General features: G+C 72.7%; 17 protein-coding genes. 13 read left to right on the top strand and 4 right to left on the bottom strand.

The window, feature by feature from the left end; translation table 11 throughout:
• Positions 1-35 precede the first annotated feature (35 nt).
• The 6 genes from PV341_RS00990 (at position 36) to PV341_RS00965 (ending at position 7,027) form a co-directional block, all read left to right on the top strand.
• Positions 36-638 (top strand): MBL fold metallo-hydrolase, encoded by a 603-nt coding sequence (locus tag PV341_RS00990; RefSeq protein WP_500356352.1) that lies wholly within the window; start codon positions 36-38, stop codon positions 636-638.
• 158 nt (positions 639-796) lie between these two features.
• A complete protein-coding gene (locus PV341_RS00985) occupies positions 797-1,357 on the top strand; it encodes a GNAT family N-acetyltransferase (RefSeq protein WP_500324608.1) in 561 nt (186 codons plus the stop codon).
• Between the two features lie 57 nt (positions 1,358-1,414).
• Entirely contained in the window at positions 1,415-1,792 is a 378-nt protein-coding gene (locus PV341_RS00980) for a cupin domain-containing protein (protein ID WP_499515817.1), read from the top strand.
• Positions 1,793-2,336: 544 nt separating this feature from the next.
• Positions 2,337-4,598, top strand: coding sequence for a M4 family metallopeptidase (locus PV341_RS00975; RefSeq protein ID WP_500356350.1), 2,262 nt, complete (start codon positions 2,337-2,339; stop codon positions 4,596-4,598).
• 235 nt (positions 4,599-4,833) lie between these two features.
• The gene (locus tag PV341_RS00970) at positions 4,834-6,057 is read left to right on the top strand and encodes a helix-turn-helix transcriptional regulator (RefSeq protein ID WP_500356348.1); all 1,224 of its coding nucleotides are present in this window, start codon (positions 4,834-4,836) and stop codon (positions 6,055-6,057) included.
• 136 nt (positions 6,058-6,193) lie between these two features.
• Positions 6,194-7,027 (top strand): oxidoreductase, encoded by an 834-nt coding sequence (locus PV341_RS00965; protein ID WP_500356346.1) that lies wholly within the window; start codon positions 6,194-6,196, stop codon positions 7,025-7,027.
• An 87-nt stretch (positions 7,028-7,114) separates the two neighbouring features.
• Here the strand turns inward: PV341_RS00965 and PV341_RS00960 are convergent, their stop codons facing one another.
• Genes PV341_RS00960 through PV341_RS00945 form a run of 4 tightly spaced genes read right to left on the bottom strand, consistent with a single transcriptional unit; the run spans position 7,115 to position 12,295 of the window.
• Positions 7,115-9,070 (bottom strand): amylo-alpha-1,6-glucosidase, encoded by a 1,956-nt coding sequence (locus PV341_RS00960; RefSeq protein ID WP_500324616.1) that lies wholly within the window; start codon positions 9,068-9,070, stop codon positions 7,115-7,117.
• Positions 9,067-10,437: an MGH1-like glycoside hydrolase domain-containing protein gene (locus tag PV341_RS00955; RefSeq protein WP_500324618.1), complete on the bottom strand. Its 1,371-nt coding sequence runs from the start codon at positions 10,435-10,437 to the stop codon at positions 9,067-9,069. The genes PV341_RS00960 and PV341_RS00955 overlap by 4 nt, the downstream gene beginning before the upstream one ends.
• Entirely contained in the window at positions 10,434-11,234 is an 801-nt protein-coding gene (locus PV341_RS00950; protein ID WP_500324620.1) for a sugar phosphate isomerase/epimerase family protein, read from the bottom strand. The genes PV341_RS00955 and PV341_RS00950 overlap by 4 nt, the downstream gene beginning before the upstream one ends.
• Before the next feature lie 14 nt (positions 11,235-11,248).
• Positions 11,249-12,295, bottom strand: a complete 1,047-nt coding sequence (locus tag PV341_RS00945; RefSeq protein ID WP_500324622.1) for a zinc-dependent alcohol dehydrogenase — start codon at positions 12,293-12,295, stop codon at positions 11,249-11,251.
• 152 nt (positions 12,296-12,447) lie between these two features.
• Here PV341_RS00945 and PV341_RS00940 point away from each other — a divergent pair, with 152 nt between their 5' ends.
• The 7 genes from PV341_RS00940 to PV341_RS00910 all read left to right on the top strand — a co-directional run bounded on the left by PV341_RS00940 (position 12,448) and on the right by PV341_RS00910 (position 19,802).
• Positions 12,448-13,848: an ABC transporter substrate-binding protein gene (locus PV341_RS00940; protein ID WP_500356344.1), complete on the top strand. Its 1,401-nt coding sequence runs from the start codon at positions 12,448-12,450 to the stop codon at positions 13,846-13,848.
• Positions 13,849-13,882: 34 nt separating this feature from the next.
• Positions 13,883-14,890, top strand: coding sequence for a carbohydrate ABC transporter permease (locus PV341_RS00935; protein ID WP_500324624.1), 1,008 nt, complete (start codon positions 13,883-13,885; stop codon positions 14,888-14,890).
• Complete coding sequence (locus PV341_RS00930) at positions 14,890-15,759, top strand: carbohydrate ABC transporter permease (RefSeq protein WP_500324626.1); 870 nt, start codon at positions 14,890-14,892, stop codon at positions 15,757-15,759. Before PV341_RS00935 ends, PV341_RS00930 begins: the two co-directional genes overlap by 1 nt.
• Before the next feature lie 35 nt (positions 15,760-15,794).
• Positions 15,795-16,991, top strand: coding sequence for an ROK family transcriptional regulator (locus PV341_RS00925; protein ID WP_500324628.1), 1,197 nt, complete (start codon positions 15,795-15,797; stop codon positions 16,989-16,991).
• A gap of 15 nt (positions 16,992-17,006) precedes the next feature.
• A complete protein-coding gene (locus PV341_RS00920; protein WP_500356343.1) occupies positions 17,007-17,879 on the top strand; it encodes a Gfo/Idh/MocA family protein in 873 nt (290 codons plus the stop codon).
• A gap of 70 nt (positions 17,880-17,949) precedes the next feature.
• Entirely contained in the window at positions 17,950-18,849 is a 900-nt protein-coding gene (locus PV341_RS00915) for an NAD-dependent epimerase/dehydratase family protein (RefSeq protein ID WP_500356341.1), read from the top strand.
• 77 nt (positions 18,850-18,926) lie between these two features.
• On the top strand, positions 18,927-19,802 hold the full coding sequence (locus PV341_RS00910) for a LysR family transcriptional regulator (RefSeq protein ID WP_500324630.1): 876 nt from the start codon (positions 18,927-18,929) through the stop codon (positions 19,800-19,802).
• Positions 19,803-19,838: the final 36 nt, after the last annotated feature.

The raw sequence follows: 19,838 nt of genomic DNA, 5'->3' as shown, positions 1-19,838 counted from the left end.
CCACACGGCCGTCCGGGCTCCGCTACGTTCGGGCCATGCGGATCACCAAGTACACCCACGCCTGCGTGCGCATCGAGCACGAGGGGCGCGTGCTCGTCGTCGACCCCGGGACGTGGAGCGAGCCGGCCGCGCTGACCGGGGCGGACGCCGTACTCGTGACGCACGAGCACATCGACCACGTCGACGTCCTGCGCCTGGCCGGGCTCGGCGTACCGGTCCACGTTCCCGCCGACGCGGACGTCCCGCGGCTGGAGGCGATCCGCGTCACCCCCGGTTCGGAGTTCACCGCCGCGGGTTTCCGCGTGCGCGCGGTCGGCGGCCGTCACGCGCCCGTCCACGCGGACCGGCCCGCCTGCGCCAACCTCGGTTACGTCATCGACGACGCCGTCTACCACCCCGGTGACGCCCTGCACGTGCCCGGGCAGCCGATCGAGACGCTCATGGTTCCGCTCCAGGCCTCCTGGCTGAAGACGACCGAGGCGATCGACTTCGTCAACGCGGTCGCACCGCGCCGGGCCTTCGGGATCCACGACGGCCAGATCAACGAGCGGGGACTCGGCAGCGTCAACGGCTGGCTCGCGGAACAGACCGACCACGGGTACGGGTACCTGCGGCCCGGTGAATCCCTCCGAACGTGAAGGTGCCTCCCCCGGAGACGGCGACGGCGACACCGGCAGACCGGCGGCCGGCCGGCGCTTCGGCGCCCACCGCCGATGTCCACGCACAGATGGCCCGCGGGTGAACGCCGTTCGTCGGGAAGCGGTACCACGGGGGCCGGCGGCACTACGATCGCGCGATGGCTGACGACACCTTCCTCGCGCACGGCCCCCGGGTGGCCATCCGGCGGATCACCGCACGGGACCACGAAGAGATCGGCGCGCTCTCCCGGGAGAGCGCCGCACTGCACGCGCCCTGGGTGCCCGCGTGGGAGCACACCCCCGAGTCCTTCCGCGCCTGGGTCGGGCGCTTCGACCACCCGACGCACGAGGGATTCGTGATCTGCCTCCCCGGGACCGGCGCCATCGTCGGCGGGGTCAACATCAACAACATCGTCAGGGGCACCATTCAGAGTGGTGCCCTCGGCTACGTCGCGTACGCGTCGACCGCGGGTCGCGGCTACATGACGGAGGGGCTCCGGCTCGTGATGGCCTACGCCTTCGGTGACCTCGGCCTGCACCGGCTGGAGGCCAACATCCAGCCCGCGAACGTGGCGTCGATCAGGCTGGTGGAGCGGCTGGGCTTCGAGCGCGAGGGGTACTCCCCGCGCTTCCAGTACCTGGACGGCGCCTGGCGGGGCCACGAACGGTGGGCCGTGACGGCCGAGATGGCGATGGGCGAACCCCGCGAGGCGGACTGAGGCACGCACGCCGCCGGGCGCCGAGGACGGTCGCGCCGCGGTGTTAGCGTCCCGGCCATGGACGACAGCGTTTACGTGGGCAATGCCGGTGAGGACGCGCCGCTCGACAAGGGGTGGCTGCTGGGGCACTTCAAGGAGGCGGGCGACCCCCGGCACAGTGACGCCGTGGAGATCAAGTGGGGCGTCCATCCGGCGGGGGACGAGCGCGGGGAGTGGGTGCGCGGGGAGGAGCGGACGGCGCTGCAGGTCCTCGTCAGCGGGCGGTTCCGGGTCGACTTCCCCGGGCGGTCCGTGGTGCTGGCGCGTCAGGGGGACTACGTCGTCTGGGGCAAGGGCGTGGACCACTCGTGGGTGGCGGAGGAGGACTCGACGGTGCTGACCGTCCGCTGGCCGTCCGTGCCGGGCTACGCCGTCCCGGCCGCCGAGGAGGAGTAGCCGCCCCGCCCCGCCCCGGGCCGCAGCCCGCGGGGAGCTGGCTCGAAATTTTCGGCGGCACCGTCGAGTTGAGCCGCCGGATGCCGATGGCGGCCTCGGCGGCCCCGCACTGATCAGGGAAAAGGTCCGCAGATCCGCATCATCCGGACGGTGTGGCCTGTCCGCCACCGTGGCTGGAACTATTCGCTCGGCATCGTCACTTCACTGTTGCCGCACCGTAAATCCGCACGTGGTCGGCTCGCCCTGGGACCGCTCCCACGGTGAGCGGCTGACCGACTTTCGGACAATGATCTCCGCAGTGATGACAGTGGACGACCATGCTGAAACGATCCCCCACGTCGCGCGAGCATCACTCGCACGTCATCTCGCGGAGGCATCAAGGGCCTCCAATGTTCCCGTCCCCGACGGCCGTTCACGCGGCCGGGCACAAGGAGCTCCACGAGTGACGAACCATCCCGCTGTCACGGGCGCCAGTTCACCGCCGAATCCCTCTCCCACCCGCCGTGCGCGCGGAGCACGCGGCCGCGTCGCGGCGACCGCCGCCGTGACCCTGGCCGCACTGCTGACCCCCCTCCTCCCGGCCACCGGCGCAGCCGCCGTGTCCGAGGGCGACGGGACGGCACCGCGCAAGATCGTCGCGGAGTCCCGGCCCGGGGCGCGCTCCGTCGCCCTTTCCGCCGCGCAGCGCAAGCAGCTGCTCAAGGCCGCGTCCGACGGGCGTACCGCCACCGCCCGCGCCCTCCAGCTGGGCGACAAGGAAGCGCTGATACCCAAGGACGTCATCAAGGACGCCGACGGTACGGTGCACACCCGTTACGAGCGCACCTACGCCGGGCTCCCGGTCGTCGGCGGCGATCTGGTGGTCCACGAGCGGGCGGGCGGACGCACCGTCAGCAAGGCGTCGGCGGCCCGGATCACGGTGCCGACGACGAAGGCCGCCGTCAGCGCCGCGAAGGCGAAGAAGTCCGCCCTCTCCGCCGCCAAGAGCGAGCGGACCCAGGACCCCGCCGCGGACGGCGCCCCCCGCCTGGTCGTCTTCCTCGGCGACGGCAAGCCCACCCTCGCCTGGCAGTCCTCCGTCACCGGCACCCAGAAGGACGGGACCCCGAGCCGGCTGAACGTCGTCACCGACGCCGCGACCGGCAAGGAGCTCCAGAGCGTCGAGGAGATCCGCTCGGGCACCGGCAACAGCCAGTACAGCGGCCAGGTGCAGATCGGCACCGTGAACAACGGCGGCGTCTACGAGCTGACCGACCCGGAGCGCGGCGGGCACAAGACGTACGACCTGACCGGCGTGGGCGGCATCGGCAACCTGGTCACCGACGACGACGACGTCTGGGGCGACGGCACGCTCTCCGACCGCCAGACCGCCGCCGTGGACGCCGCCTACGGCCAGCGCGAGACCTGGGACTTCTACAAGGGGCGCTTCGGCCGCAACGGCATCGCCGACAACGGTGTCGGGGCGTTCTCCCGCGTCCACTACGGCGACTCGTACGCCAACGCCTTCTGGGACGACGGCTGCTTCTGCATGACGTACGGCGACGGCCGCGGCAACGAGCACCCGCTCACCGAACTCGACATCGCCGCCCATGAGATGACGCACGGCGTCACCTTCGCCACCGCCAACCTCACCTACACCGGGGAGTCCGGCGGCCTCAACGAGGCGACCAGCGACATCATGGCCACGGCCGTGGAGTTCGCCGCCGACAACCCCGCCGACGTCCCCGACTACATGATGGGCGAACTCGCCGACGTCCGCGGCACCGGCAAGCCGCTGCGCTACATGGACCAGCCGTCCAAGGACGCCGATCCCGTCAAGGGCACGTCGCTGGACTACTGGACGCCGCAGCTGAAGAAGGAGGACGTCCACCACAGCTCCGGCCCGGCGAACCACTTCTTCTACCTCCTCTCCGAGGGCAGCGGGAAGAAGACCATCAACGGCGTCGCCTACGACAGCCCCACCTTCGACGGCCTGCCGGTCGCCGGCATCGGCCGGGACAACGCGACCGACATCTGGTACCGGGCGCTGACCACCTACATGACCAGCAGCACCGACTACGCCGGGGCCCGCACCGCCACCCTCCAGGCGGCCGCCGACCTGTTCGGGCAGGGCAGCGACACCTACGAGGCCGTCGGCAACGCCTGGGCGGCGGTCAACGTCGGCGCCCGCTACGTCAACCACATCGCCCTCGTGACCCCCTCCACCCGCCCCGTGGCCGTCGGTCAGCCGATGACCCGTCAGATCGAGGCGGTGGGCTCCAGCCCCGGGCGGCTGGTCTACTCCGCGCACAAGCTGCCCAAGGGCCTGTCCATCAACGCGCGCACCGGCCTGATCAGCGGCACGCCGAAGAAGGCCGGCACCTACAAGACGGCCATCACCGTCGAGAACACCGCGCAGCACAAGGCCAAGCGCACGGTGCGAATCGACTGGCCCGTCCTGGCCTCCGGCGGGCGCTTCTTCGTCAACCCCGCCCGCTACGACATCCCCAACTGGAAGACGATCGAGTCGCCGCTGATCGTGACCGGCCGCAAGGGCCAGGCGTCCAGCGACCTCAAGGTGACGATCGACCTCGTCCACCCGTGGGTCGGCGGCCAGATCGTCACCCTGGTCGCCGAGAACGGTACGGAGATCCCGGTGAAGCCCTGGTACTGGGACACCGGCGAGGGCGAGGTGCACGCCACGTACACCGTGGACGCCTCGGCGGTCCCCGCCAACGGCACCTGGAAGCTGCGGGTCACGGACAACACCCCCGGCATCTTCACCGTCGACCCCGGCTACCTCGACCGCTGGAGCCTGACCTTCTGACCACCGTGCGCAGCCGGTGCCGCTCCGGCGCCGGCTGCGCCGTCACGGTCGGGCGCCGGACCGTGCCCCGGCACGTAAGGGCGCACCCGATACGTCTGTGGTGCGACGCCCACGACCCTGCGGAAGTACGGACGCACGGCGACTCCGTTGCTGAACCGGCCCGGGCCGGGAGCTCGCCAGGACGGCCCCGTCCGTCCTGGCACCGCAGGACCTCGGACCGGTCGCGCCTCGGGGCGTGCCTACCTGGAACGGGTGCCGCTGGTGCGCTCCACGGCGGGCGCCGCGGAGCGCCTGGGCGGCGCCACCCGGGTCCGGCGACGGTGTCCCCACCGTCCACGTCAGCCGCGGCAACGCCTCGCTCGACCGGGTCCGCGCCGTCGACGGGCGCTTCGGGCCGGTCGACGTCGCGCTGCTGTTCGCCGGGGCCGCGCGCACGGTCCCGGTCGACGGCTGCCTCACGCTCACCGCCGCCCAGGCCGCCCAGGCCGCGCGGACACAGCCTGAGAAGGACCCGCCCGGCGGACCCGCCCGGGACTCCGCACGAAGGCCTGCGGCCGGGGACGCCCCGGTATGGACGCGCAGCGTCGATAATCGACGTATGAGTCAGCGGAATGCTTCGAACACCACGCTGGGTGACTTCCTGCGGGCGTGCCGTTCCCGGGTGAACCCCGGAGACGTGGGCCTGCCGGACGACGGGCGGCACCGCCGGGTGCCGGGACTCCGGCGGGAGGAGCTGGCGCAGCTGGCCAACATGAGCGTGGACTACGTGGTGCGCCTGGAGCAGGGCCGTACGGTGCACGTCTCGACGGTGGTGCTGGAGTCGCTCGCGCGGGCGCTGCGCCTGCGGCCCGACGAGCGCGACTACCTGCTGCGGGTCGCCGCGGCCGGCGCAGAACCGTCCGCCTCCGCGCCGCCGCGCATCCGGCCGCAGACGCAGACCCTGCTCGACGGGCTGCAGGAGTACCCGGCCCTGCTGCTGAGCCACCGGCTGGACGTCCTCGGCTGGAACCCGCTGGGCGCGGCCCTGATCGCCGACTTCGCCGCCGTTCCGGAACCGCAACGCAACCTGGTGCGCATGGCGTTCCTGGACCCGGCCTTCCGCGAGCTCTACGCGGACTGGCGGACCGTCGCCCGCGAGTGCGTCGCCTACCTCCGCATGGGCGCGGCGCGCGACCCGCAGGACCCGCGGCTGAAGGTGCTGGTGCAGGAACTCTCCGAGGCCGACGCCGACTTCCGCCGCTGGTGGTCGGACCACCGGGTGCGGACCCGGGCCGCGGGGCAGAAGACCTTCCGGCACCCGGTGGCCGGCACGATGACGCTGGACTTCCAGAGCCTCGTCGTGGGCGACGACCCGGACCAGACCGTCTTCGTCTACACCGCGCAGCCCGGCACACCCGCCCACGAGGCGCTGCGGTTCCTGGCCACCTGGTCGGCGAGCCCCGCCGCCGTGCGCCCGTGACCGGAACTGGCTGGTACTGCCGGTCCCAGGAAGCCGTCGCCTACGGTTGATCCTTCTCTGGCCCGCCCTTCGCCGCGGGCACACGCTGGGACACGTCGACAGAACGACCCCCAGTGATCATGAGGAGCACACCACCATGACGACGTGGTTCATCACCGGCGCATCCCGCGGGTTCGGCCTGGAAATCGCCCGGCAGGCTCTCGAGCGGGGCGACAACGTCGTGGCCACCGCCCGTACCCCCCGTGCCGTGGAGGAGGCCCTCGCGGCCCACGCGGACCGGCTGCTGGCCGTACCGCTCGACGTGAACGACGAGGAGCAGGCCCGGACCGCCGTGCAGGCGGCGGTCGAGCGCTTCGGCACCATCGACGTCCTCGTCAACAACGCGGGCAGGGGCCTGCTCGGCGCGGTGGAGGAGACCAGCGACGCCGAGGCGCGCGCGGTGTTCGACACCAACGTCTTCGGACTGCTGACCGTGACCCGTGCCGTCCTGCCCGTCATGCGGGCCCGGCGTTCCGGACGGATCGTCAACCTCAGCTCCGTCGGCGGCTTCGTCGGCTGGGCGGGCTGGGGCCTGTACTGCGCGACCAAGTTCTCCGTCGAGGCCGTGACCGAGGCGCTGCGGCTGGAGCTCGCGCCGCTCGGCATCCAGGCGACCGCCATCGAGCCCGGCCCGTTCCGGACGGACTTCCTGGACTCCTCCTCGCTGCACCGCACCGAGCGGGTCATCGAGGACTACCAGGACAGCGCGGGAGGAATGCGCGCCTGGGCCGACGACAGCAACCACGCCCAGGACGGCGACCCGGTGAAGGCGGCGGCCGCCATCATCACCGTCGCCCGGGCGGAGGAGATGCCGGCCCGGATCCCGCTGGGCAAGGCCAGCCTCGCCGACGTGGAGGACAAGCTCGCCGCAGTGGCCCGTGAGATCGGGACGTGGCGGGACCTCGCCCTGTCCACCGACTTCACCTCGTGAGCCGGGCCGGCTCCGCGGCGCCGTGAAGGCCCCGGGTCCCCCGCCGTGACGGCGGGGGACCCGGGGCCCGGGCTGTGCCGGCCGGTCTCAGCGCAGCGCCTCGGGGCCGCCGTTGAGCGCGGTGAGCAGTGCCAGGGGCGTGGCCGCGGCCCAGGCCTGTGGCGAGCAGGAGTGCGGATACGGCACGGGGACCGGGTGCTCGTCCCGTCCGTACCCGGCCATCACCTCCGGCAGCCGCCAGTCGTGCGCGGCGGCCGCCTGGACCAGCCCGTGGGCGATCTCCGAGGCCTCCTCCGCCAGACCGCTGCGCGCCAGCCCCAGCACGACGACCGCGTTGTCGTGCGGCCAGATGCTGCCGCGGTGGTACGACAGCGGGTGGTAGGGGGCCTGGCCCGACGCCAGGGTGCGCACCCCCCAGCCGGAGAAGAAGTCGGGCTGCAGCAGGCGCCGTCCCACCGTCCGGGCGTCGGCCGGGTCGAGGATGCCGGACCACAGCAGGTGCCCGGCGTCCGAGGCGAGGGCGTCGACCTGCCGGTCCTCGCCGTCCAGGGCGAGGGCGGGGAAGTCCGGGCCGCTCATCCAGAAGTCCCGGCGGAACCGTTCCCGCAGGTCCGCCGCGGCCTTCTCGAGCCGTGCCGCCTCCTCGGCGTCGCCCCACACGGTCCGGGCCAGGCGCGCGGTGCGGACCAGGGCGTCGTAGGCGTAGCCCTGGACCTCGGCGACGGCGAGCGCGCCCTCGGGCCGGCGGCCGTCGGCGAAGCAGATGGCTCCTTCGGAGTCCTTCCAGTTCTGGTGCGCGAGCCCTCCGCGCGCGGCGTCGGAGGTGTAGCGGAGGTAGCCGCTCCCGCCCAGCCCGCCGTCGCGGAACATCCACTCCACCGCGGCACGGGCGTGCGGCTCCAGGCGCCGTGCGAGCCGCGGATCGCCGGTCGCCGCGCTGTGGGCCTCCAGCAGCACCAGGAACAGCGGCGTGGCGTCGGCACTTCCGTAGTAGCGGCCGTACGGCACCTGCCGGAAGTGGGCGAGTTCACCGTGCCGGACCTCGTGCACGATCCGGCCCGGCTGCTCGAGGCGGGCCGCGTCGTACCGGGTGCCCTGGGTGGCCGCCAGCGCGAGGAGGGTGTCGGCGGCCAGCTCCGGCCGGTACGGCAGCGCGAACAGCGAGGTCAGCAGCGAATCGCGGCCGAAGAGGGTGAGGAACCAGGGGATGCCGGCCGCGGGCACCAGCAGCGGCTCGCCGGCCGGGCCCGTCGCCGGTACGCGGAGCCGGGCCAGGTCGGCCAGGCCCGCCGCGCAGGCCCGGGCGAGCTCGTCCCAGTTGGTGAGCGAACGCGGCCGCGGCCGCGCCTGGACGAAGCCGTCCTCCTCGGCGGCATGCCGGTTGCGGACCGCCAGCGGGTCCGGGGGAGCGGCCGGTTCCGCGGCGCCGTGGGGCACCGCCCGGACGCTCAGGGCGAGCTCGGCCGCACCGTGTCCGGGCAGGGACAGCCGCCAGGTGAGCAGGCGCGCGGTGCCCTCCGGCGCCAGCGGGCGGACTTCCGCGGGGGCGGGGGAGGCGGTGACGGTGGTCCGCGCGTCCCAGTCCTCGCCGCGCCGGTAGCGGAAGGTGACGCCGTCCGGCCGGTCCTCGACGGTGCGCCGCCCGTCGGCCTTGTCGTAGTGCCGGTGGTCGCCCCGCAGCTCGAACTGGTCGGCGAAGTCCGCGTCCACCTCCAGCGCGATCTCCACCGTCGCCGGCTCCGCGCGGTTGCTGACCACGCGGACGCGCTCGGTGAGCGCACCCGCCACGACGGCCTGGCGGCGGAAGAGCGCGTACGCGGGCGGTTCGTCGCGGCCGCCCTCAGGGGTGAGCACGAAGCCGTCGTCGGAGGAGGTCAGCAGGGACGGCGCGACGCCGTCCGCGGTGAGCCGCCAGCGGCTCAGGTGCCGGGCGTCGCGGAGGAAGAGGCCGTCCGGGGTGTCGCCACGGCGTCCGGTGATGTCGCCGGAGCGGCTGGTGGAGGCGAAGGTGCCGCGGTGGACCAGCAGACGTTCGACGGTCATCGGGCGGGCTCTCCTTGCGGTGTCCGGTGCAGCAGGTCCAGGGCCAGCGCCGCGGTCCAGCTGAAGCGGCGGATGCCGCGGCCCTGGCCGCTGTGCGGTTCGACGTACTCGGCGAAGCCGGTGCGGCGGGCGTCGTCGAGCGCCTGGTCGCGCAGGGCGCCCGCCGCCTCGGTCGCGCCGTGCTGCCGCAGGCCGCGGTGGACCAGCCAGGCGGTGTTGAACCAACTGGGGCCCCGCCAGTAGCGGTTGCCGTCGTACTCGGGGGCGGTGAGGTCGTAGCTCGGCACCAGGTGCACACGGCCGAGCCGGAAGCGCTCGCCGTGCGCCGTCGCGATCAGCGACCGTACGACGGTGTCGGGGAGGCCCGGCACGATCAGCGGTACGAGTCCCGCGACGCTGTGGCCGCCGGCGGCCCCGCCGGTCGTCAGGTCACGGGCGAGGAAGATGCCCGCGGTGGGGTCCCACAGCCGGTCGACCAGCGCGGCCGTGGCCTCGGCCGCCTTCCGGCGGTGCGGTCCGGGGTCCGCGCCGGCGGCCGCGGCGATCTCGGCGAGGGCGTGCTCGGAGGCGATGAACAGGGCGTTGAAGCAGGGGTCCTCGAGGGCGAAGGCGTGCGGGGTGCGCGCGTCGTCGTAGCCGTGGTCGCGGTAGTCGGCGGCGAGCCGGACGTAGCGGCCGTAGTCGAGGTCGGTGGGGCGGTCGGCGGGCGCGCTGTGGTCGAGGTCCGCCCTGCGGAAGGACTCCGGCGGGGCCGGTTCGACCCGGGCGAGCGCCGCGTCCCAGACCGGGCTGTTGTCCAGGCCGGGCTCCCAGGGGTGCACCACGGCCGCCAGCCCGCCGCCGCCCAGGTCGCGCGAGGCGGCGAGGTAGCGGTGCCAGGCGGCGAGCCGGGGGTACATCCGGCGCAGGAAACCGCGGCGCCGGGACTCGGCCGGGTCCGCGAGGTGGACCTGCCAGGCGGCGAGGGCGTGCACCGGGGGCTGGACGATGCCGGAGGTCTCGATGTCCGCCGGCGCGCCCGAGGCGGCACCCGCGCCCGAGCTGCGCCAGAAGTCGGGGCTCGGGAAGTACGCGTCCAGGGGCACCGAGGGGTTGAAGACGATGTGCGGGACACGGCCGTCGCGCCACTGCGCCCCCAGCAGGGTCTCCAGTTCGCGCTGGGCCCTGCGCGGGGCGAGCCGGGCCAGCCCGATGGCGATGAAGGCGGAGTCCCAGCTCCACTGGTGCGGGTAGAGGGTGCGCGAGGGGACGGTCGCCGCGCCCGTCCAGTTGGACAGCAGGACGCGGGCGGCGGCCCGGCGGAGCGCGGTGTCCTGGTCCCCTTCGCGGTCTGGGGAGCGCAGGGCCGGTTCGAGGACGGCCGTCATCCGGCGGCCCGGTGCAGGAACGCGGGGACGGAGCGCACGGCGTCGACGGGGTCACCGGTCAGACGGCACTCCGCGGCCAGGTAGCCGTCGTACCCGGCGGCGTCCAGCGCCCCGAGCCAGGCCGGCCAGTCCAGGTGGCCGGCGCCGGGCTGGAAGCGGTTGGAGTCGCTGACCTGGGCGTGGCCGATCAGCGGTGCCACGGCCAGGATCGCCGCAGCAGGATCGGTCTCCTCGATGTTCATGTGGTAGCTGTCGATCCCGATGCGCACCGAGTCCAGACCCACGGTGCGGATCAGGTCGGCGGCCTGCTCCAGCCGGTTGACCATGTGGTCCTCGTAGCGGTTGAGGGGCTCCAGGAAGAGCGTGACACCCTCGGCACGGGCGTGCTCGCCCAGTTCCGTCAGACCCTTCAGGAGCACCTCGCGGTCCTCCTCCTCGCTGCGCGGCGGTTCGAAGGGCGGCAACCTGCGGGAGAACATGCCGTACGAGGCGGGGGTCTGGGCGCCGCGGCCGCCGAGTTCGGCGATGACGCTGAGCTGCGACTTCATCTGGGCGACGGCGTCACGGCGCAGGTCGGGGTCGAAGGCGCCGAAGAAGTGCAGCATGTCGACGCAGACGGTCGGCATGACGACCCCGTCGGCCTGGGCCCTGCGCAATTCGGGGAGCCGGTCGCGGAAGTGGAGGTCGCCCTTGCCGCGCAGTTCGATGGCGTCGTAGCCGGCTTCCTGGGCGAATTCCCACTTCTGCTGGAGGGTGTCACCGGGCAGCAGCTGTTCCTGGCAAGCGGTCTTGAACATGATCGAAGGGCCTCTCAGAACTCCAGGACGACCTGGAGCGCGTCGGCGGGACGCTCATCCAGCAGGACGTAGGCTTCGGCCGCCTCGGCGACCGGGACGACATGGCTGACGAGGGACTTCACGTCGACGCGGCCCTCGGCGACCAGCCGCAGGAAGGTCTGCTGGAGGCGTTCGACGCTCCAGCGCCCGCTGAGCTGCGGCGGGACCCCGCCGATCTGGGAGCAGATCAGCTGCACGCGGTTGTGGTGGAACTCGTCGCCGAGCCGCAGGCCCACTCCGTCGCCCTGGTAGAAGCCGGAGGCCACGACGCGCCCGCCGACCGCGACCGAGCGCAGGGCGTCGTGCAGGGCCGGGTAGGCGCCGCTGATCTCGATGGCGACGTCGGCGCCGCGGCCGTCGGTGGCGGCGCGGATCCGCTCGGCGACCGCGTCCGTGCGGGCGTTGAGGGTGGTCGTCGCGCCGTACTCCGCGGCCTTGGCGAGGCGGACGTCGAGCGCGTCGACCGCGGTGACGCGGGCGCCGTTCAGCTGGGCGAGCCGGGTGGTGAGCAGCCCGATGACGCCCTGGCCGAAGACGGCGACGTCCTCACCGAGGTGGACGTCGGCGCCGAGGACCGCGTTGTAGGCGATCGCCCCGACGCGGGCGAAGGCACCGGCCAGCGGCTCCAGGCCGGCCGGGAGCACGTGCCCGACCATGCGCTCGGCGGGCACGACGCCCTCGCTGCGGTGGCCCCAGATGCCCCAGACGAGGTCGCCCACGGCGGGCATGCCGGGGACGTCCGTGAGCTCGGGTGAGACTTCCGTCACCTCGCCGACCTCGGAGTACCCCCAGCCGGCGACGGGGTACTCGATGCCCGCCGCGCCCTCGCGGAACAGGCGCGCCTCCGGGTCCCAGGTGCGGGTCAGGTACGGGTTGGTGCCGCGGTACGCGGTGAGCTCGGTGCCCGCCGAGATGCCGGAGTAGCGGGTTCGTACGCGCAGATGGCCAGGGGGCAGGGGGACTGACTCGCTCGGGGCGACCTCCACCTGACGGGGGCCGGTGAACTGGACTACGCGTTCCACAGGGGACTCCGGAAAGATCGGTTATGCGGTCCGTTCAGCCATCGACGGCTGACTTACGTCGAAGATATCCGAGACTTAAGTCTTGTCAACAAGCAAAAGTGGTGCTCTGATGCAACGCGTACGTAACGCAAGGCTGACGATGAGGACGGTTGATGCGCATGTGGTCCCGACGGTCGAGGGCGCTGGCGAGCGGCTTGGCCGCCGTAGTGGGAATCGGGGTGATGTCCGGCTGCGCGGCGCAGGACAACGGGAAACCCGACAACAAGATCACCGTCTGGAGCCTGGAGAACCTCACCGACCGCGTGGAGGCGACGAAGAAGACCATCGCCGCCTTCGAGAAGGAGTCCGGGGTCAAGGTGAACCTGGTCGGGGTCGACGAGGGACAGCTGCCGCAGCTGATCATGTCGGCCGCCGCCGCGGGCACCCTCCCCGACGTCATCGGCGGCATACCCCTCGCGCCGGTCTGGCAGATGTACAGCAACGGCCTGCTGAACACCGACGCCACGAAGAAGATCGTCGACGACCTGGGGGCGGGGACGTTCAACAGCAACGCCCTGAAGCTGACCGGCGACGGGGCCACCCGCCTCGGCGTGCCCAGCGACGCCTGGATGCAGATCCTCGTCTACCGCAAGGACCTCTTCGCCAAGGCCGGGCTCGCCGCCCCCGACAGCTACGACGCGATGCTCAAGGCCGCGCGCGAGCTCCACAGCGGCGGCACGAGCGGCATCTCGCTCTCCACCGACCCCGGTGACGTCTTCACCCAGCAGAGCTTCGAGGACCTCGCCCTCGCCAACGGCTGCGAACTCGCCGACACCAAGGGCGACGTCACCCTCGACAGCCCCCAGTGCGACCGCGCCTTCGACGCCTACAACAAGCTCGCCGGCGACTACGGCGCCCCGGGCACCCAGACCGTGGACACCACCCGGGCCACCTACTTCGCCGGGCGCTCCTCCATGATCGTCTGGTCCACCTTCCTCCTCGACGAGCTGGCCGGACTGCGCAACGACGCCCTGCCCAGCTGCGCCCAGTGCAAGAAGGACCCGCAGTACCTCTCCGACAACAGCGGGATCGTCACCGCGCTGAGCGGACCCGACTCCACCAAGCCCGCCCAGTTCGGCGAGGTCTCCTCGTGGGTCGTGACCAAGACCGCCGAGACCGCCGCCTCGGAGAAGTTCATCGAGTTCATGATGGGCGACGGCTACCAGGGCTGGTTCGGCATGGCCCCCGAGGGCAAGATCCCGGTCCGGGCCGGAACCGCCGATGATCCGCAGAAGTACCTCAAGGCCTGGCGGGCCAGCGACATGGGCGTGGACACCAAGAAGTCCATGGAAGAGGTCTTCTCCCCGCAGCTGCTCGACGAACTCGCTGCCGGCGTCGGCAACATGAAGCGCTGGGGCATTACCCAGGGCCAGGGCGCACTCGTGGGCGCCACCATCGGCGAACTGCCCATCCCCAAGGCGGTGGGTGACATGACCACCGGCCAGACCTCCCCCCAGGAGGCGGCCGAGGAGGCCGACGAGGAAGTCGCGTCCCTGCAGAAGTCCCTCCAGTGAGCCGCCCCCGGCCTCGTCCTTCAAGGAAGCAGTGATGAGCACCGCACAGAGCACACAGCAGCGGAGAACGCCGGAGGCGGACACCGCGAACACCAAGTCCCAGCGCCCGCTGACCCTGGCCCAGCGGGAGAACCGCGCCGGACTCGCCTTCGTCTCGCCCACCCTCCTGGTGGTCCTGGTCGTCGTGGTCCTGCCGATCGCCTGGACCGTCCTGCTGGCCTTCCAGCACGCCCGGCTGGTCGACATCCAGGGCATGGGCTTCCTGTCCAACTGGACCTGGGGCAACTTCAGCCAGGTCTTCACCTCGCCCGGCTTCTGGACCTCCCTGTGGACCACCCTGGTCTACACGGTCGGTGCCACCGCCGGCTCCATCGTCCTCGGCCTGATCGCGGCGCTCGCGCTGCGCCGTCCCTTCCGCGGCCGGGCCCTGCTCCGCGGCACCATGCTGCTGCCGTACGTGGCGCCCGTGGTCGCCGTGACCTTCGTCTGGGAGATCGCCCTCAGCCCGCAGTTCGGCATCGTGAACGAGGTCGGCACCAAGGTGTTCGGCTGGGACGAGCCGGTCGCCTTCCTGTCCACCAGGTCCCAGGAGATCTCGCTCCTCGGGTGGCACGTCCACGTGCCGCTGGCCCTGCTCACCGTGATCGCCTTCGAGACCTGGCGCTACTTCCCCTTCGCGTTCCTGTTCCTGATGGCCCGTCTGCAGGCGGTCCCGGAGGGGCTGGAGGAGGCCGCCGTCGTCGACGGTGCCACCATCACGCAGCGGTTCCGCCACATCCTCCTGCCCCAGCTGATGCCGGTCATCGCCCTGCTGTCGGTGCTGCGCTTCATCCTCACCTTCAACAAGTTCGACGACATCTACCTGCTGACGGGCGGCGGCTCGGGCACCGACGTGGTCGCCGTGCGCGTCTACGACTTCCTCACCGCCCGCTACGACGTGGGCGCCGCCGCGGCCCAGGCCCTCGTCCTCGCCGCGATCCTCGCCGTGCTGCTCGGCATCTACTTCAAGTTCTTCGCCAAGAAGGTTCAGGAGGAGGCGTGATGGCCAGTCGCGCACAGATCGAGGACCGCACCTTCGCCGTCCTGCGCTGGGTGGTGATCGCCGGACTCGCGGTCATCACGATCTTCCCCTTCTACTACATGCTGCTGCTCTCGGTGAAGCCGATCGACCAGCTGCTGCTCGATCCGGGCAAGCTCTGGGTCGGCACCTCCGAGTTCACGCTCGACACCTACCGCACCGTCCTCAAGTCGGTCGACGACGGCGGCCAGGGCTTCCTGCGGATGCTCGGCAACTCCGCCCTGGTGGCGCTCGGCACCATGCTGCTGACCCTGCTGGTGTCGGTCCCGGGCGCCTACGCCATCACCCGGCTGAAGTTCTTCGGCGGCCGGCAGGTGAGCGCGCTGTTCCTGGCCGTCTACCTCTTCCCGGCGACGCTGCTCGCGGTGCCGCTGTTCGTCATCTTCGCCCGGATCGGCCTGCAGGGCAGCCTGTTCGGCCTCGCGATCGTCTACATCGCGCAGACCGTCCCGGTGTCCATCTACATGCTGAAGAACTACTTCATCACCATCCCGGAGAGCATCGAGGAGGCCGCCGCCCTCGACGGCGCCTCGCGGCTGCAGACCGTGCGCAAGGTCGTCCTGCCGCTGGCCGCCCCGTCGTTGATGGCCACCGGGCTGTACGTCTTCATGATCGCCTGGAACGAGTTCCTCTTCGCGTTGCTGTTCCTCGCCGCCGAACCCGGCAAGTGGACGGTCTCCCTGGGCCTGCAGCAACTCGCCAACGGCATCGAGGTACCGAAGACCGTCCTCATGGCAGGCTCCGTCGTGCTGACGCTTCCCGTGGTACTCCTTTTCTACGCGGCCGAACGGCTCCTCACCGAGGGCCTGACCAGCGGCGCGGACAAGAGCTGAGCACCATGGCCCGACACGAGGGGGAGCGAGGACGGATGGCTACGCCCTGGAGCACCGCCGGACACCTGCTGGAACTGATCAGGACCGGGCAGGCGACCACCCGTGGGGAACTCCAGCGCGTGACGGGCCTGTCCCGCTCCACCGTCGGCCAGCGGCTGGACCAGCTCTTCGCCGCGGGCTGGCTGCGCACCGTACCCGGCGGGCAGTCCACCGGCGGACGCCCCTCCACCCACCTGCAGTTCGACTCCGGGCACGCCGCGGTGCTCGCCGCCGACCTGGACACCACCAGCGCCCGCGCCGCGGTGCTGGACCTGTCCGGCCGGGTGCTCGCCGAGCACACCGGGGAGTTGCTGCTCGACCAGGGCCCGGAGCGGGTGCTGGACGAACTGGGCCGGTGGTTCGCCAAGCTCCTCGTGGCCGCCGGCGTCCCGGCGGCCACGGTGTGCGGCGTCGGCCTGTCGGTGCCCGGCCCCGTCGACTGGACCACCGGCGTGGTGGTCCGGCCGCCGATCATGCCCGGCTGGGACGGCTACCCCGTCCCGGCCCGGATGCAGGAGGCGCTCGCCCACCACGCCGGCCTGCCCGCCTCGGTACCGGTCCTCGTCGACAACGACGCCAACCTCATGGCCCTGGGTGAGCAGCGCGGCTCCTGGCGCGACTGCTCGGCCTTCGTCCTGGTCAAGGTGTCCACCGGCATCGGCGCGGGCGTCGTCATCGACGGCAGCGCCTTCCGCGGGATCGACGGCGGCGCGGGCGACCTCGGGCACATCCGCCTGCACGACGCGTCCGACGCCCTGTGCATGTGCGGCTCCCACGGCTGCCTCGCCGCCGTCGCCAGCGGCCGCGCGCTGGCCGGGCAGCTCAGCGCCCTCGGCGTGCCGGCCGGCTCCGCCGCGCAGGTACGCGGGCACCTCGACGCCGGCCACCCCGACGCGGTGCGTCTGGCCCGCGAGGCCGGCCGGCGCTGCGGCGAGGTGCTGGTCACGGTCGTCACCCTGCTCAACCCCGGGGTCCTGATGATCGCCGGGGACCTCGCCGAGACCCACTTCGTCACCGGGGTGCGCGAACTGCTCTACCAGCGCGCGCTGCCCCGGGCCACCCGCAACCTGCAGGTCGTGACCTCCCGGCTCGGTGACCGCGCCGCCCTCGCCGGCGCCACCGCCATGGTGGTCGAGCACCTCTACGCCCCGGACCAGGCCAACGAACGCCTGACCGCCGCGGCGCCCAACTGACCCTGGAGCACCACCGTGAACACCCCTGCCCCCGTCGAGGTCGGGCTGATCGGCGCCGGCCCCTGGGCCCGCGCCATGCACGCGCGGATCCTGGCCGCCGGACCCGAGACCCGGCTCACCGCCGTCTGGGCCCGCCGGACCGAGGCCGCCCGCGAGATCGCCGCCACCTACGGCGCGGCGACGGCCGGCAGCCCCGAGGAACTCTTCGACCGCTGCGAGGCCGTGGCCTTCGCCGTGCCGCCCGCCGTCCAGGCCGAACTGGCCGTACGGGCCGCCAAGGCCGGCAAGGCCCTGCTGCTGGAGAAGCCGCTCGGCCCCGACCTCGCCTCCGCACGCGCGGTCGCCGAAGCCGTCGCCGAGGCCGGTGTCGTCTCCCAGATGGTGCTGACCAAGCGCTACCAGGCCGAGACCCGCGCCTTCCTGCGGCGTGCACGGGAGGCCGAGGTCACCGGTGCCCGGTCCTGCTACCTGCACGGGGCCTTCCTCGGCGGGGAGTTCGCCACCGGCTGGCGCCTGGAACAGGGCGCCCTGCTCGACCTCGGTCCGCACCTGATCGACCTCCTCGACGCGGCCGTCGGCCCGATCACCTCGATCCGCGCCACCGGCGACCCCCGGCGATGGGTCGAGGTCACCTGCGAGCACGAGAACGGGGCGGTCAGCCAGGCCTCCCTCTCCGGTAGCGTCCGGCTGCCGAAGCCGCGTACCCGGATCGAACTCCTGGGCCCCGGTGGGGAGCTCGTCTACGACACCTCCGCCATCGACCACGAGGAGGGTTGGCCGGTGCTGCGCGCCGAGTTCGCCGCCGCCGTGCGCTCCGGCCGTGCGGGCGAGCTCGACGCGCGACGGGGACTGCGCCTGCAGGAGCTCATCGACGCCGCCGTGCGCTGATGCCCGGCGGGTATCACAGGGCGGGGAACAGGTCTTGGACGCGGTGCCCGCCCCGCCAGAAGACTCGGAGGTGTCACAGGACACCACGAGAGAGGCGAGCGTCATGAAGGTCTTCCTCACCGGAGGCTCCGGCTACATCGGACGGGCCACCATCGAGGCCCTGGTGCGCCGCGGGATCCAGGTCGTCGCGCTGGCGCGCACCGAGGACTCGACCCGGGTCGTCGGCGACCTCGGGGCCGCCCCCGTGCGGGGGGAGCTGACCGATACGGACGTGCTGCGGGCCGCCGCGCGCGCCGCCGACGGGGTCATCCACCTGGGCCAGCACTACGGTCCCGACACCGCCGAGGTCGACCGGGCGGCGGCCGAGGCACTGCAGGACGGCGCCGGGCCGCGGCCCTACGTGCACACCGGCGGGGCGTGGGTCTACGGCGACACCGACGGCGTGGCCGACGAGGACGCCCCGCTGTCCCCGCCGCGCCTCACCGCCTGGCGGCTGGAGAACGAGAAGCGCGTGCTGGCCCGGGCCGCGACCGGCGAACGGCCGGTCGTGGTCATGCCAGGCCTGGTCCACGGCCGCAACGGCGGACTGGTCGAGGCCTTCTATGCGGCTCCGGGCCGGGAGACCGGCTCCGTGCCCTGCGTGAGCGACGGCGCCAACCACTGGTCGACCGTGCACGTCGACGACGTCGCCGAGCTCTACGCGCTGGCCCTGAACGCCGCGCCCGGCTCGGTGTACGCCGGGGTCAGCGACCTCCACCCGACCCAGGCGGAGATCGCCCACGCGGTGGGCCGGGCGATCGGCCATCCCGGGTCGGTCCGGCACCTGACCGCGGCTGAGGCCGAGGAGCGGATGGGCCCCATCGCGGAGGCCTTCGCCCTGGACCAGCGGCTCACCGGCGCCCGGGCCCGCCGGGAGCTGGGCTGGCGTCCCTCCCGGCTCGACTTCGCGGCCGACCTCGCCCGCCCCTGAGCCTCTCCGCTGAGGAGTGCGGGCCGGGCGGATACGCTCGGAGGTGTCCGTCCCGGTGAGCAGGCGAGGAGGGGCCCGTGGATCTGGATCTGCGCAAGCTGCGCTACTTCGTCGCGGTGGCCGAGGAGCTGCACTTCGGGAGGGCGGCGCAGCGCCTGCACATCGCGCAGCCCGTGCTGTCGCGGCAGATCAGGGCGCTGGAGAACGAACTCAAGGTGCTGTTGTTCTCCCGTGACCGCCGCAGCACCGAGCTCACCCCGGCCGGCACGCAACTCCTCGCCGACGCCGGACCGCTCCTGGCGGCCGCCGACGCCACCCGCCGGCGCGCCGTCCGGGCGGCCCGCGGCCTCGCCTCCTTCACCGTGGGCTTCATGCCCGGACTGATCGTCACGAGTGCCGTGCGGGAACTCTCCCGCCGGCACCCGGACCTGTCGGTCGACGTCGTCAGGACGAACTGGGACGACCAGACGGAAGTGATCCTCGACGGACGCGTCGACGTCGGCTACGTCAGGATGCCCGTCGACACCCGCGGCCTGGCGACCCGCAGCCTCCTCGCCGAACCCCGCGTCGCCGTCCTGCCCGCGGACCACCCCTACGCGGGCAAGCCCGCCCTGCGCATCGCGGACCTCGCCGGCGAGCACCTCCTCCAGGATCCCGCCGCCGTCCCCGAGTGGCGGGACATCGCGCGCGAGCTCGCCGACCCGCAGCCGCGGCCGGCCGTCCCGGGCTTCCGTTCCGTCGAGGAGAAGCTGGAGAGCGTGGCGGCGGGCCGCGGCGTCGTCGTGCTGCCGCTCTCCACCGCGACGTACTACACCCGCGCCGACATCGCCCACGTCGCGATCGAGGACATCGGTCCCAACCGCGTGTTCCTCGCCTGGGACGGCACCCGGCACGACCCGCTCATCGAGGAGTTCGCCGACATCGCCGTCGCTCGCGCCGACTCGTCCGCCTGACCGCTGAACGGTTTCCGCACCCGCTCCGTACTGAGG

Origin of the sequence: Streptomyces sp. PA03-1a (assembly GCF_033792805.1) — a bacterium.
In the GTDB taxonomy this organism is placed as follows: domain Bacteria; phylum Actinomycetota; class Actinomycetes; order Streptomycetales; family Streptomycetaceae; genus Actinacidiphila.
The sequence above is the reverse complement of the archived record's forward strand: the minus strand, read 5'-3'. Positions and strand labels throughout refer to the sequence as shown.

What these genes read in the sequence shown, in the direction of transcription:
- PV341_RS00990 (WP_500356352.1), top strand. Translation starts at nt 36, where the DNA reads ATGCGGATCACCAAGTACACCCACGCCTGCGTGCGCATCGAGCACGAG.
- PV341_RS00985 (WP_500324608.1), top strand. Translation starts at nt 797, where the DNA reads ATGGCTGACGACACCTTCCTCGCGCACGGCCCCCGGGTGGCCATCCGG.
- PV341_RS00980 (WP_499515817.1), top strand. Translation starts at nt 1,415, where the DNA reads ATGGACGACAGCGTTTACGTGGGCAATGCCGGTGAGGACGCGCCGCTC.
- PV341_RS00965 (WP_500356346.1), top strand. Translation starts at nt 6,194, where the DNA reads ATGACGACGTGGTTCATCACCGGCGCATCCCGCGGGTTCGGCCTGGAA.
- PV341_RS00960 (WP_500324616.1), bottom strand. Translation starts at nt 9,070, where the DNA reads ATGACCGTCGAACGTCTGCTGGTCCACCGCGGCACCTTCGCCTCCACC.
- PV341_RS00955 (WP_500324618.1), bottom strand. Translation starts at nt 10,437, where the DNA reads ATGACGGCCGTCCTCGAACCGGCCCTGCGCTCCCCAGACCGCGAAGGG.
- PV341_RS00950 (WP_500324620.1), bottom strand. Translation starts at nt 11,234, where the DNA reads ATGTTCAAGACCGCTTGCCAGGAACAGCTGCTGCCCGGTGACACCCTC.
- PV341_RS00940 (WP_500356344.1), top strand. Translation starts at nt 12,448, where the DNA reads ATGCGCATGTGGTCCCGACGGTCGAGGGCGCTGGCGAGCGGCTTGGCC.
- PV341_RS00935 (WP_500324624.1), top strand. Translation starts at nt 13,883, where the DNA reads ATGAGCACCGCACAGAGCACACAGCAGCGGAGAACGCCGGAGGCGGAC.
- PV341_RS00930 (WP_500324626.1), top strand. Translation starts at nt 14,890, where the DNA reads ATGGCCAGTCGCGCACAGATCGAGGACCGCACCTTCGCCGTCCTGCGC.
- PV341_RS00925 (WP_500324628.1), top strand. Translation starts at nt 15,795, where the DNA reads ATGGCTACGCCCTGGAGCACCGCCGGACACCTGCTGGAACTGATCAGG.